Raw genomic sequence first — 13,169 nt, forward strand, 5'->3', positions numbered from 1 at the left:
TCCTGATAGACAGGTGGCCATGCGAGTACGGCGGCTCCTTGCCCTGGTCTGCGCCGTCGCGGTCGCGCTCACCGGAGCCGCGTGCACGGGCGACTCGAGCGAGCCGCCCCCGAGTGGCGACACGACATCAGCCGACGCAGCGGCCCAGACGCTGGCTGATGCGCTGGTCTCGGGCGACTTCGCCCAGGTCGGTTTCAGCGACCAGGACCAGGCGGCGATCACCGAGCAGTACGCCGCGACCGTCAAGGGCATGGAGGGGCTGGCACCGAGCGTGACGGTCGCCGAGGTGGGCGACCCCCAGGGCGACCCGGCGAGCGCGACGGCGACCTACGACTGGACCTGGCCCATCGGGCCCGACGGCTGGCAATACTCCACCCAGGCCGACTTCGTCGAGTCCGACGGCGAGTGGCTCCTCGACTGGGATCCGGCCACGGTCGAGCCGTCCCTGGGCGAGTCCGTCACCCTCGACCTGGTCTCGTTGCGGCCCAAGCGCGGCGACATCCTGGGCGCCGGCGGACTCGCGCTGGTCACCAACCGGCCGGTGGTGCGCATCGGGATCGACCGCTCGAAGGTCGGTCCTGCCAAGGCCGTCGCGTCGGCCCGCGACCTCGCCCGGCTCGTCGGCGTCGACGCGGGGGCCTACGCCAAGCGCGTCGAGGCCTCCGGTCCGCTCGCGTTCGTGGAGGCGATCGTCTACCGCCAAGACGAGGTGCCGCGTGGGGTGCTCTCGGGCGTGCGGCGGATCAAGGGCGGGGCGGTCATCGCTGGCGAGCTGCCGCTGGCGCCGACCAAGGGCTTCGCGGGGGCGATCCTCGGCTCGGTCGGCGAGGTGACCGCCGAGATGATCGAGGACAACCCCGCCTTCAAGGTGGGCGACATCGCCGGGCTCTCGGGTCTGCAAGCCCGCTACGACGAGCAGCTGCGCGGCACCCCGGGCCAGGAGGTCAACGCGGTGGGCTCGGACGGCAAGACCCGTGAGCTGTTCCGCGTCGACGCGATCGACGGCAAGCCGCTGAGGCTGACCATGGACGAGCGCCTCCAGGTCGCCGCCGAGCAGGCCCTGGCCTCCGTCGGTCCGGCCTCGGCCCTCGTCGCGATCAAGCCGTCGACGGGGGCGATCCTGGCTGCGGCCAACGGGCCGGGCAGCGGCGGCCTCAACATCGCGACCTACGGCCAGTACGCACCCGGGTCGACCTTCAAGTCCGTGTCGTCGCTCGCGCTGCTGCGCGCCGGGGTCTCACCCAACACCGTCGTCCCGTGCACGACCTCGGTCGTGGTCAACGGCAAGCGCTTCGAGAACTACGACGACTACCCCTCATCGGGGCTGGGCAACATCGCGTTGCGCACGGCGCTTGCCAACTCCTGCAACACCGCCTTCATCTCCCAGCGCGGCAGGCTCTCGCAGGACGGACTGGTCGACGCCGCCGCCTCGCTCGGCATGGGCGTGGACCACGACCTCGGCTTCCCGGCGTACTTCGGCAACGTCGTGCCGCCAGCCGGCGAGACCGAGAAGGCCGCCGACATGATCGGCCAGGGCAAGATCCTCGCCTCGCCGATGGTGATGGCAACCGTGATCGCCTCGATCCAGGCCGGCCGCCTCGTGGTTCCCTCGCTGGTCACCTCGGTCACCTCGCCCGCTCCCGAGGGGGTCTCCGGCCCCGGTCCGGCCGAGGCCGAGGCGCTGCGCTCGATGTTGCGCGGAGTCGTCACCGGCGGCAGTGGGTCGATCCTGGCCGACGTACCCGGACCGCCCGTCATCGCCAAGACCGGCACCGCCGAATACGTCAAGGGCGGTCGCCTCCGCACCCACGCCTGGATGATCGCCGCCCAGGGCGACCTCGCCGTCGCCGTGTTCGTCGAGGACGGCACGTCGGGCTCCGGCACGGCCGGGCCGGTGCTCGAGCAGTTCCTGCGCGCGGCAATGTGACAGGTGCCCGCCCGCGCGCGCCCTCAGTGGTGGTCGCGGGGCTCGATCTGGCGGGCGACCTCCTCGGGCATCGGCTCGTAGTGGGCGAACGTGCGCGTGAACGAGCCGGCACCGTGGGTCGCGGACCGCAGGTCGACGGCGTACCTGACCAGCTCGGTCTGGGGGACCTCGGCCTTGATGACGGTGCGGTCCTCGCCGACCTTGTCGGTGCCGAGGAGCCGGCCGCGACGCGATGAAAGGTCGCTCATGATCGTGCCGACCAGGTCGTCGGGCACGATCACCGAGACCGTGTCGAGCGGCTCGAGCATCGTCACCGTCGTCGCGGCGCCGGCCTCGCGCAGCGCGAGCCCTCCGGCCATCTGGAAGGCCATGTCGGAGGAGTCGACCGAGTGCGCCTTGCCGTCGGTGAGCGTGACGCGGAGGTCGACGACCGGGTAGCCGTTGCGCACCCCGCGCTCCATCTGGGCGCGGACGCCCTTCTCGACCGAGGGGATGAAGTTGCGGGGTACGGCGCCCCCGACGACCTTGTCGACGAACTCGAACCCGCCGCCCTCGGGGAGCGGCTCGACGGTGATGTCGCACACGGCGTACTGGCCGTGGCCGCCGGACTGCTTGACGTGACGGCCGTGTCCCTTGCCCGGGCCCGAGAAGGTCTCGCGCAGCGACACCACGAACGGCACCTGCTCGACGTTGACCGAGTACCGCTCGGCGAGACGCTCGATCATCACCTCGGCGTGGGCCTCGCCCATCGACCAGATCACCAGCTGATGGGTCTCGGCGTTGTTCTCGATGCGGACGCTGGGGTCCTCGGCAGCCAGCCTGCCGAGCGCCTGCGAGAGCTTGTCCTCGTCGGCCTTGCTGGCGGCCTGGATCGCGACCGGCAGCAGCGGCTCGGGCATCGACCAGGGCCGCAGCACGCGCGGGTCGTCGGTCGACGAGAGGGTGTCGCCGGTCTCGGCCCTCGACAGCCGACCGATCGCGCAGAGGTCGCCGGCGACGACGGCCTCGGCCGGCACCAAGGTGCGGCCGAAGACGTAGGACAGCGCCCCGATCTTCTCGTCCTCGTCGTGGTCCTCGTGTCCCTGCTCGGCGCCGAAGAACGAGCTGAAGTGACCCGAGACGTGCACGGCCTGGTCGGAGGTCAGCGTGCCGGAGAACACGCGGACCAGGCTCAGCCGACCGACGTACGGGTCGCTGGTGGTCTTGATCACCTCGGCCACGAGCGGACCCTTCGGGTCGCAATCGATGGCCTCGGTCGTCGCTCCGGCCGGGGTGAACACCTCGGGCGAGGGGTGCTCGGACGGCGACGGGAACCCGGTCACCGCGAGGTCCAGCAGCTCGGCGCAGCCGACGCCGGTCACCGAGCACACGGGTACCACGGGGAAGAAGGTGGCCCGCGCGACCGCGGTCTCGAGGTCGTCGGTCAGCACCTCGGAGGAGATCTCCTCGCCGCCGAGGTAGCGGTCCATCAGCGTCTCGTCCTCGGACTCCTCGATGACCCCCTCGATGAGCGAACCGCGCAGCTCGTCGTACGCCCCGTCACCGGAGTCGAGGAGACCCGTCAGCGAGGTGACCTCGCCGTCGCTGCTGCGCTCGGGAACGTACAGCGGCATCACCTTGTCGCCGAAGGCCGTCTGAGCCTGGGCCAGCACACCGTCGTAGTCGGCGCGCGCCTGGTCGAGCTTGGTGATCACGACCGCGCGCGGCATGCCGACATCGGCGCACTCGCGCCACAGGGTCTTGGTGGCGTCGTCGACACCGTCGTTGGCCGCGATCACGAACAGGGCGCAGTCGGCGGCCCGGAGTCCGGCGCGTACGTCGCCCACGAAGTCGGCGTACCCAGGAGTGTCAACCAGGTTGACCTTCGTCTGGCGGTGTACGACGGGCGCGACGGAGAGCGAGATCGAGCGCCCGTGCTTGTGCTCGGCGTCATCGAAGTCGCAGACGGTGGTGCCGTCGCGCACGGACCCGGCTCGGGGCAAGGCCCCCGCTGAGGCGAGCAGCGTCTCCGCCAAGGTGGTCTTGCCGGAGCCTCCTGGCCCCACCAGCACCACGTTGCGGATCCGGTCCGGGCTGCTCGCCCCCAGATCCTGTCCCGCTGGTCTCCGAGCGTTCCCCTTGTCCGCCATCTCGCCACCTCCACGATCGACTCCAGGATCCGAGGCAACTCCTCTTCGGCTCTGTTGACAAGGGCGGGCGGCGGGATAGTCCGGTACGAACCGAACCCTCGGACCGTCAGATGAGGGTTCGGTTCGTACCGGACTATCCCGAGCGGCCTGGGGAAGGGCAGCCCCGCAGAAATGGGGAGAGCCCGCCTCTGCATGGGGTCAGTGACGGGCTCGTCGGTTCCCGAGAGGAGAGCCACGTGGTGACCGGCAGTCCCGGGAAGGCCGCGGCAGCAGGCTCCCAGTCCGTCCATCTGCGGCGGGCAGGTTTCGCGCAAGTTGCCAGGGGTGCCAGGATTTCTTTCATGTCCGGTCTAGATCTGCTCACCCCTGACCACCGTCGGCTCTTCATCGGCGGCACCTGGCGCGAGGCCAACAGTGGCGCCACGTTCGCCGTCCGCGATCCCGCCGACCAGTCCGTCATCACCGAGGTCGCCGACGGCGACGTCAACGACGCGGTCGACGCCCTCGATGCGGCGGTCGCCGTCCAGGACGAGTGGGGACGTACGCCGCCGCGCGAGCGGGGCGAGATCCTGCGGCGTTCGTTCGAGCTGATCACCCAGCGGGCCGACGACTTCGCCGAGCTGATGAGCCTCGAGATGGGCAAGACCGTCAAGGAGGCCAAGGGCGAGGTCGCCTACGGCGCGGAGTTCTTCCGCTGGTTCAGCGAGGAGGCGGTCCGCATCCACGGCCGCTGGATGCAGAACCCCGCGGGCGGTAGCCGGCTGCTGACGATCAGGAAGCCCGTGGGGCCCTGCCTGTTCATCACCCCATGGAACTTCCCGCTCGCGATGGGCACCCGCAAGATCGGCCCGGCGATCGCAGCCGGCTGCACGATGATCGTCAAGCCCGCCGAGCTGACGCCGCTGACGATGCTGGCGCTGGCCGCGACGCTGGAGGAGGCGGGGCTGCCGGCCGGTGTCCTCAACATCGTCACCACGTCCGACTCCAAGAGCCTGAGCAAGGCCCTGATGGCAGACGACCGGCTGCGCAAGGTGAGCTTCACCGGCTCGACGACGGTCGGCAAGGTGATCATCCGCCAGTCGGCCGACGAGCTGCAGCGCGTCTCGATGGAGCTCGGCGGCAACGCGCCCTTCATCGTCTTCGAGGACGCCGACGTCGACGCGGCCGTCGAGGGCGCGATGATCGCCAAGATGCGCAACATGGGCGAGGCCTGCACCGCCGCCAACCGCTTCCTCGTCCACGACTCGGTCGCCGCGGAGTTCGCCGACAAGCTCGGCGCCCGCATGGGCGCGCTGGTCGTCGGTCGCGGTCAGGACGACGGCGTCGACGTCGGCCCGCTCATCGACCAGAACGCCGTCGACTCCGTGAGCCAACTGGTCACCGATGCCGTCCACGACGGCGCTCGCCTGGTCGTCGGGGGCAAGCCTGGCGAGGGACCCGGCTTCTTCTACCCGCCCACCGTCCTGGTCGACGTACCTTCGGAGTCCGAGATCGTGAGGCAGGAGATCTTCGGCCCGGTCGCCGCCGTCACCACCTTCGCCGACGAGGACGAGGCCATCACCCGCGCCAACGACACCGAGTACGGCCTGGCGTCCTACGTCTACACCCGCGACCTGTCCCGCACGATCCGCGTCGCCGAGCGCCTGCAGTTCGGCATGGTCGGCATCAACTCCGGCCTCATCTCCAACGCGGCCGCGCCCTTCGGCGGCGTGAAGGCGAGCGGGTTCGGGCGCGAGGGCAGCTTCGAGGGGATCGACGAGTACCTCGACACGACGTACGTCGCGCTGCCGGCGGGCTGACACTCTGGAGATCTTTGGCAACACGGCCACCGTCTACCGCGACTTCGCGCGGGAGGCCGACGGGTCGCCGTGCTTCTCGGAGTGGGCCAACGGGGTCGCCGAGGACCCCGAGGTGCTCGCGTGGCTGCAGTCGCTGCCGGAGAGGAAGCGCCAGGCCAACCTGGTGTTCGCGGCCGCCCGGTGGCAGGGCGTGCCCGCGCCCGGACCGTACGCCGGCCTGCGCGAGGCGCTGCTCGGCGATGACGGCGCCATCCGGGCCACGATCCTCGAGCGGTCGACCCAGACCAACGAGGTCGGCCGGCTGGCGACGCTCTACCCCGCGTTCGCATCGCTGGTGCACGACAAGGCAGGCAACTCGGTCGCGCTCGTGGAGGCCGGCGCCAGTGCCGGGCTGTGCCTCTACCCCGACCGCTACGCCTACCGTTGGTCGTTTCCTGACCGATCCCTTGTCGCGCCCGAGCGACGGCGCCCGCTGCTCGGGTGTCGAGTCACCGGCGAGATGCCGTCAGGGCTGATGGCCCCGGTCAGCTGGCGCGCCGGCATCGACCTCAACCCGCTCGACGTCACCGTCGTCGACGACATGCGCTGGCTCGAGACGCTGGTGTGGCCCGAGCAGGACGAACGCCTCGAGCGCCTGAGGTCGGCCGTGGAGATCGCGCGCCGCGACCCGCCGTACCTGGTGCGGGGCGACCTGCTGGAGCGGCTGCCCGCTCTGCTCGACCAGGCCCCGCCGGACACGCCCGTCATCGTGTTCCACTCGGCTGTCATCGCCTACCTCGAGCCTGCCGACCGTGAGCGGTTCGCCGCGATGATGGCCGAGCTCGTCGCGGCCGGTCGCTGTCACTGGGTGAGCAACGAGAGCCCGCGGGTCCTGCCGCAGCTCGTGCCCGCTGACGTCGAGGTGCCGTTCGGACGCTTCGTGCTGGCCGTCGACGGCCGCCCTGTCGCCCTCACCCACGGACACGGAGCCGAGCTCGACTGGCTCTCGGCAGCCGGTTGAGGAGGGTTCGCCAGCGCAACCTCCTCACCCGGCGTCGTGGGGCAGCCAGGCGAGCACCTCGGCGTTGTGGCGGTGACCGGCGATCTCGTAACCGACCACGGTCACCCACGGGGACGCGGCGAGCACGAGCAGGCTGACGGGCAGCGAAGCGCCGGCTGCCGACAACATGATGGCTGCGCCCATGACCAGCCCGGTGACGCCGATCAGCCACAGGTGCAGCGGGTCGAGGGAGCGGGTCAGCGCGCTGTAGAACGCGAAGACGCAGGCGTAGACGACGGCCAGCGGCACGGCCACGGTCATCAGCGTGGCCGTCTCGGAGAGCTCGGAGTGGTGCTCGAGGAAGTACGCCGCGGCGTGCAGGCCGGCGCCCACGGCCACGACCGCACCGAACAGCGGGATGTGTCCGTAGCCCCAGCCGAAGACCCGCGAGCGGTAGGCGCGGAGCAGGTCGCCGCTCGGGATCACGAAGTAGATCCACCACAGTCCGAACGGCAAGGCGACGCCCGCGAGTCCGAGCAGAGCGGCGTCCACGGTCCAGCCGGTGACGCCGATCAGCGCGCCGAGGGCCGCCGTCGTACCGAGCAGGCCCTCGCCGAGCGCGATGATCACCATCAGGCCGTAGCGCTCGGCGATGTGGTGCGGGTGCCACGGCGTGCCGTCGTGGAGTCGCTCGGCGACGTAGGGGCCGACCAGCTCGATGAGGACCAGCGGCACCATCAGCGCGAAGCTGGCACCGATGCCCAGGTCGAGGAACACCATCGCCACCCAGCCGACCTGGGAGACCACCAGCGTGACGATGAAGACCTTGCAGACCTCGCGGCGCCCGGGGTCCTGCCTGGACGCCCGGATCCACTGCCCGATCATCGGCACGCGCATCACGACGTACCCCAGCACCATGACGCTGTTGTCGAGGTGGTCGCCCTCGACCAGTGACTCGAACATGTCCTTCAGGCCGAGGGCCAGCACGAGGACGCCGACCATCTGCACCATCGTGGTGACGCGGTAGACCCAGTCGTCGGTGTCGTAGGCCGAGGCGAACCACGAGAAGTTGATCCAGGCCCACGACACCGCGAACGTGGCGAAGCAGAACCCGAGGATCCCCTCGCTCACGTGGTCGCTGGTGACCAGGTGAGCCAGCTCGTCGGCCGCCGTACCGAAGGCGACCACGAACGTCAGGTCGAACAGCAGCTCCAGGGGAGTGGCGGCACGGTGGCCCTGGTGCGGGTCGCGTCCCGACATCGTGACGCGGGTGTGGCGCAGCGATTCCGGGGGCACGTCGCTCACGCCACGGATGCTAGGGCCGTCAGGGTGGTCAGGCCCCGAGCGCCTCGGCCAGCTCGCCACGCGAGCGGATGCCCAGCTTGCGGTAGACGTGGGAGAGATGCCACTCGACGGCCTTGACCGAGACACCGAGCAGGTCGGCGATCTCGCGGTTGCGCATGCCGTCGCGCGCGAGTACGGCGACGCGGCGCTGCGTCTGCGTCAGGGTGTCGGCGGCCTCGGCCTCGCCAGGTTTGTGGCCGAGGCGTTCGAGCAGGCGGGCCGCGCGGCCCCACAGCGGCCACAGCTGCTCGCGGAACGACAGCGACTCGACGGCGACGAGCAACTTGGTCGCCTCCTCGATGCGCTCCTCGCGATCGGGGTCGTCGGCCCCGGAGAGGACGAGCAGGCCCGCCAGGTCGGTGTCGATCTGGGCCCGCAGCCGTGCGGCCGGCTGGCCGTCGAGCAGGGCCTTGGCCGAGCGGAGTACGGCGATGCGCTCGGTCGAGTCGGCGACCACCGCCAGGCCGCGCAGCGCCAGGGCCTCGCCGTAGGGCGAGCCGGCGGCGCGAGCGACCGCGACCTGGTGGACCGCCATGGTGCGCGCCTGGGCGATCTCGCCGGTGCGGACCAGAGCGAGCGCCAGCGCGCCGCGCCAGGGCACGTCCTCGGGGTCGTCCTTGTCGCCCATCGCGACGCCGGCGGCCTCGTAGCGAGGGATCGCGATGTCGGCGTCGCCCAGGGCGACCAGCACGTCGCCGAGGGTCTGGTTGGCGATGCCTCCCAGCCGACCCGAGCGGTGCTGCCAGGGCACGATGTCGTCGGTCAGGGCACGCGCCTGGGTGACCTCACCGCGCGCGAGCCGGCACTCCACCAGGGTCGCGATGACCAGCGGGGCGGTGTCTCCCAATTCGGCCAGCGAGCGCGCCAGGGGTGCCAATGTGTCCAACGCGGACGTCACCTGACCTGCACGCGCATGCGTACGCCCCAACGTCAGGAGATTGAATTCGGTGCCCCCCGGCAAGCCCGCGACCAGAAAATCTGGTGCGTGCATGCGCTCAAGATAGGGACCACGGGCCCCTAGGGGGAGTGGTTCGGCCAAAACTTGTCCACCCTGTGGGCGAACGCGGCGCGTTCTCCACAGCGAGTGGTCTGGTCAGGTCGGTCTCAGCGGCGGCCGAGGAAGCCCAGCAGCACCTCGGCCGAGCTGGCCTCCGGCCCCGTCCGCAACGGCACGGCGAAGCGCTCCGGCCGGTCCCCCGGGGTCACGACGGCGTGGGCGACGGGCATCAACGCCTCGGCCAGGTTCTCCGGGATCCGGCCGCCCGCGCCCGTCGCCTGAGCGACGTCCCAGCCGTGCACCGTGATCTCCAGGGCCGCAGCGCAGACCAGCAGTCCCGCGGGCAGCTCGCGGTCGCCGACCACGACTCGGGGCGCGATGTGGGCGCTCCACCGGCCGTAGAGGCGGCACGCCTTGGCGCGAAGTACGTTCGGCTCGGCTCCGGCCGCCCGCGGTACCTCCAGCAGTACGGCGCCACCGGCTGCCTCGAGGAACGCGTCGAGTCCGTCGTCCATGTGGGTGAGCAGGTCGGCGAGGGTCCAGCCGGCGCACGGAGAGGGACCGGAGCGGTCGGCTCCGACCGTGCTCAGCGCGGAGCGGGTGTAGCCCAGGGCCCGCTCGAGCAGCTCCAGCGCGTGGTGGGTGTCTCGGCCGACCGCTGAGCCGATCCCGGGCGTCACGCCGCCCCGGCGGGAACCGAGTCGGCAGGCAGCCGGGCAGGCAGCCCGAAGGTTGCGAACAGGCTGGGCTCGAAGAATGCCGACACGTGGCGGACGCGGTCGCCCTCGAGGTCGAGCACCTGGATGTGGAACGGTACGAAGTCGCCGCTCTGGTCGCCCTGCCAGCCCTTCATGTACAGCGCGAAGGCCGGCTGGGCGTTGGCGGTCGTCGGCACCAGCATCATCTCGTTGACGCCACCGGGGCAGTGGGTCCCGACGAGCTCGCCGATGTTGGCGGCCCCGCGGTACCAGTTCAGGTACGGCGGCATGTCCCACGTCGCGTCGTGCTGCAGCAGCCCGACGATCGTGGCGATGTCCTTGCGCCAGAACGCATCGACGTACCGGTCGAGGAGCGCGCGCTGCGCCGCTGTCAGCTCGTCGCTGACGGTGTCGGGGTGGGGCTGCTTGTCGGCCATCACGGCGTGCGCCCGCTGCAGGGCCGAGTTGACCGCGGCGGTCGTCGTGTCGAGCGCCTCGGCCGTCTCGGCGGCCGACCAGCGGAGTACGTCGCGCAGGATGAGCACCGCACGCTGGCGCGCGGGCAGGTGCTGCAACGCCGCGATGAACGCGAGCCGGATGGTGTCCTTCTCGGCGATAACGACGGCCGCGTCGGGCACCGGCTCGAGCCACGGGATCTCGTGGTCGGACTCGAGCGCGTCGCCGGCCAGCTGGTCGGAGGTACCGAGGCCGGCCGGCAGCGGACGGCGCGGCCGCCCTTCGAGGTTGGTCAAGCACACGTTGGTGGCGATCCGGTAGAGCCAGGTGCGCACCGAGGAGCGCCCCTCGAACTTGTCGGCCGACTTCCACGCCCGGATCAGCGTCTCCTGGACGAGGTCCTCGGCCTCGTGCACCGACCCGCTCATCCGGTAGCAGTGCGCCAGCAGCTCGCGTTGGTAGCGCTCCGTCAGTGCCGGGAAGTCGTCGAGCTCGTTGGCGGGTACGTCCGGTACGTCGGTCACGAGCGTCCTTGGGTGAGGTGAGGTCACGGTCACGGGCTGCCTCCTGGAAGTCTGCCTCCCTCCTGCCGACTCGCCAACCTGTGGAAACTCATCGCCGGGCGGGGGTAGTGGCGGGGTACTCCCGTGCGGTTGACGTCTGATCATCGGCGTGTCGCCCGTCAACTGCACGGGACTACCGCGCCGGGGCTGTGGACAAGGCGCGCTCCGCGAGAGGTTCGACCAGGGGGCGGTCGGCGGGGATCAGGCCGACCCGGGTACGGCGGTCGAGGAGGTCGTCGGCGTCGGCCGCGCCTTCGTGGGTGACGCCGAAGACGAGCTCGGCGAGGTTGACCGGTACGTCCGGGGCGGCGGGGGCCAGGAGCTCCTCGTCGGAGAGGCCCGTGGCATCGCGCGCGGTCTGCAGCACCAGCGCGGCATCGGTGCCGAACCGGCGTACGAGCCGCGGGTCGGCATCCAGCGCCGCAAGCTCCGAGCGGGGCGCGGCTCCCAGCAGCGGCAGCCGACGGGTGCGGCACGGCCCTGCCTCCGCGCCCGACCGGGTCAAGGCGGCGTCGAGCGCGTCCTGGGCCATCCGGCGGTACGTCGTGAGCTTGCCGCCGACGACCGTCACCAGGCCGTCGGGCGAGGTGAGCACGGCGTGGCGACGCGAGATGTCGGCAGTGGCGCCTGAGCCGGTGTCGAGCAGCGGCCGCAGCCCGGCGAAGGCGCCGACCACGTCGTCGCGGGTCAGCGGGTGCGCCAGGACGGCCGAGACGGTGTCGAGCAGGAAGTCGACCTCGGACTCCGATGGCGTCGGTACGTCGGGCACCGGTCCCTCGACCGGCTCGTCGGTCAGCCCGACGTACACCGTTGCGTCCGGCTGGGGCAGCGCCATCACGAACCTGCTGGTGCTGCCCGGCACCGGTGCCGTGATGCACGCGCGCAGGCCCGGCACCGATGCGGCACGGAGCACCAGGTGCGTGCCCCTGCTCGGCCTCAGCGCGATGTCGGCGAGGTCGCTGGCCCAGACACCGGTGGCATTGACGACCATCCGCGAAGAGACGGAGTGCTCGGCGCCGGTGAGCTCGTCGCGCAGGCTCACTCGGGTGCCGTCGGTTGCCAGGACACGGGCGTGGGTGCGTACGTGGGCGCCGTACGCCGCCGCCGTACGTGCCATGTTCACGACCAGCCGGGCGTCGTCCTCGAGCTGGCCGTCCCAGACCAGCAAGCCGCCGCGCAGGCCCTCGACCCGCAGCGACGGGGCGAGGGAGAGCGCCTCGGTCGCCGACACCTTGCGAGGGTGGGGAAGCGTCTCGTGGGAGGTGCGAGCGGCGATCCGCAGCAGGTCACCGGCGGCGAAGCCGGCCGCCGTGAGGGCGGCCTGTCCGCGGGAGACGGACCGCTGCAGCGGGACCAGCATCGGCAGCGCGTGGGTCAGGTGCGGGGCGGTCGACTCCATCAGGATGCGCCGCTCGACGGCGCTCTCGTGAGCCACGCCGACCTGTCCGTGGGCGAGGTAGCGCAGTCCGCCGTGCACGAGCTTGGAGGACCATCTCGACGTGCCGAACGCGAGGTCGTGCGCGTCGACGGCCAGCACCGAGAGGCCGCGCGTGACGGCGTCCAGCGCGACGCCGGCCCCCGTGATGCCGAGACCGACCACGACGAGATCGACGGTGTCGGGGATGTCGGCGAGCCCTGGTGTGATGCGTGCGAGGTGCGCGGTCACGCCCGCACCGCCCGCTCCAGGACCACCCGTAGCTCGCCCTCGATCTCGTCGAGGGAGGCGTCGTCGTCGACCATGGTGTGCGCGGAGAACACGAAGCCGTGGGTGGCCAGCAGCAATGCGCGCGCCATCACCTCCGGGTCTCCGGACCGTACGTCGCCCGAGGCCTGGCCCTCGCGCAGCCGGGCCACCAGCAGGTCGAGGATCGCCTGTTGCGAGCGGCCGCGTCGCGAGAGGAGATAGGGCAACAACAGCTCGGGATCGAGCTCGACGATCCGCACGAACAACTCGTTCTCGCGCAGCAGCCGCACGATCCGCAGCGCCGATCCGACGATCCGCTCGACCGACCCGGCGCCCGCGTCGGCGAGCGCCGCCGATGCCACCAGCGTCGTCCACTCGCGCGTCATCAGGTCGCCCAGCAGCTGTGGCATATCCGACCAGGCGCGGTAGATCGTCATCCGCGAGACCCCGGCGCGGCGGGCGACCTCGGTGAGCGTCGTACGCCGCCAGCCGACGTCGAGGATGCAGTCGCGGGCGGCGTCGAGGTAGGCGTCACGGCCCGACCCGGGAGACTCGAGGGTGTTACGAAGTGACGTCATATGTCACACTGTAAC

General features: G+C 71.2%; 10 protein-coding genes. 3 read left to right on the plus strand and 7 right to left on the minus strand.

All coding sequences use genetic code 11. The features are described from left to right. Nucleotides 1-19 precede the first annotated feature (19 nt). Nucleotides 20-1,927, plus strand: coding sequence for a penicillin-binding transpeptidase domain-containing protein (locus tag ISU10_RS07890; protein WP_194695827.1), 1,908 nt, complete (start codon nt 20-22; stop codon nt 1,925-1,927). A gap of 23 nt (nt 1,928-1,950) precedes the next feature. Here ISU10_RS07890 and ISU10_RS07895 read toward each other — a convergent pair whose 3' ends face one another. Further along, nucleotides 1,951-4,056, minus strand: coding sequence for an elongation factor G-like protein EF-G2 (locus ISU10_RS07895; RefSeq protein ID WP_194695828.1), 2,106 nt, complete (start codon nt 4,054-4,056; stop codon nt 1,951-1,953). A 341-nt stretch (nt 4,057-4,397) separates the two neighbouring features. On the opposite strand from ISU10_RS07895, the gene ISU10_RS07900 reads away from it, so the two are divergent. Continuing rightward, nucleotides 4,398-5,855 carry an NAD-dependent succinate-semialdehyde dehydrogenase gene (locus tag ISU10_RS07900; protein ID WP_194695829.1) on the plus strand — a complete coding sequence of 486 codons (1,458 nt, stop codon included), beginning with the start codon at nt 4,398-4,400 and terminating at the stop codon, nt 5,853-5,855. Between the two features lie 10 nt (nt 5,856-5,865). Continuing rightward, complete coding sequence (locus tag ISU10_RS07905; protein WP_194695887.1) at nt 5,866-6,855, plus strand: DUF2332 domain-containing protein; 990 nt, start codon at nt 5,866-5,868, stop codon at nt 6,853-6,855. Between the two features lie 24 nt (nt 6,856-6,879). On the opposite strand, the gene ISU10_RS07910 is transcribed toward ISU10_RS07905, so the two are convergent. The 6 genes from ISU10_RS07910 to ISU10_RS07935 form a co-directional block, all read right to left on the minus strand. Beyond that, nucleotides 6,880-8,139, minus strand: coding sequence for a low temperature requirement protein A (locus ISU10_RS07910; RefSeq protein ID WP_370864957.1), 1,260 nt, complete (start codon nt 8,137-8,139; stop codon nt 6,880-6,882). Between the two features lie 28 nt (nt 8,140-8,167). Beyond that, the gene (locus tag ISU10_RS23790; protein WP_194695830.1) at nt 8,168-9,076 is read right to left on the minus strand and encodes a helix-turn-helix transcriptional regulator; all 909 of its coding nucleotides are present in this window, start codon (nt 9,074-9,076) and stop codon (nt 8,168-8,170) included. A gap of 206 nt (nt 9,077-9,282) precedes the next feature. Further along, nucleotides 9,283-9,855, minus strand: coding sequence for a TIGR03086 family metal-binding protein (locus ISU10_RS07920; protein WP_194695831.1), 573 nt, complete (start codon nt 9,853-9,855; stop codon nt 9,283-9,285). Next, nucleotides 9,852-10,853 (minus strand): sigma-70 family RNA polymerase sigma factor, encoded by a 1,002-nt coding sequence (locus ISU10_RS07925; RefSeq protein WP_370864959.1) that lies wholly within the window; start codon nt 10,851-10,853, stop codon nt 9,852-9,854. The genes ISU10_RS07920 and ISU10_RS07925 overlap by 4 nt, the downstream gene beginning before the upstream one ends. A gap of 172 nt (nt 10,854-11,025) precedes the next feature. Further along, a complete protein-coding gene (locus tag ISU10_RS07930) occupies nt 11,026-12,558 on the minus strand; it encodes a glycerol-3-phosphate dehydrogenase/oxidase (protein ID WP_194695833.1) in 1,533 nt (510 codons plus the stop codon). After that, a complete protein-coding gene (locus ISU10_RS07935; protein WP_194695834.1) occupies nt 12,555-13,154 on the minus strand; it encodes a TetR/AcrR family transcriptional regulator in 600 nt (199 codons plus the stop codon). The genes ISU10_RS07930 and ISU10_RS07935 overlap by 4 nt, the downstream gene beginning before the upstream one ends. Nucleotides 13,155-13,169 lie beyond the last annotated feature (15 nt).

It is taken from the genome of Nocardioides agariphilus (assembly GCF_015352445.1).
In the GTDB taxonomy this organism is placed as follows: domain Bacteria; phylum Actinomycetota; class Actinomycetes; order Propionibacteriales; family Nocardioidaceae; genus Nocardioides; species Nocardioides agariphilus.

Bases quoted from the DNA above. Each gene is read 5' to 3' on its own strand.
- ISU10_RS07890 (WP_194695827.1), top strand. From the start codon at position 20: ATGCGAGTACGGCGGCTCCTTGCCCTGGTCTGCGCCGTCGCGGTCGCG.
- ISU10_RS07895 (WP_194695828.1), bottom strand. From the start codon at position 4,056: ATGGCGGACAAGGGGAACGCTCGGAGACCAGCGGGACAGGATCTGGGG.
- ISU10_RS07900 (WP_194695829.1), top strand. From the start codon at position 4,398: ATGTCCGGTCTAGATCTGCTCACCCCTGACCACCGTCGGCTCTTCATC.
- ISU10_RS07935 (WP_194695834.1), bottom strand. From the start codon at position 13,154: ATGACGTCACTTCGTAACACCCTCGAGTCTCCCGGGTCGGGCCGTGAC.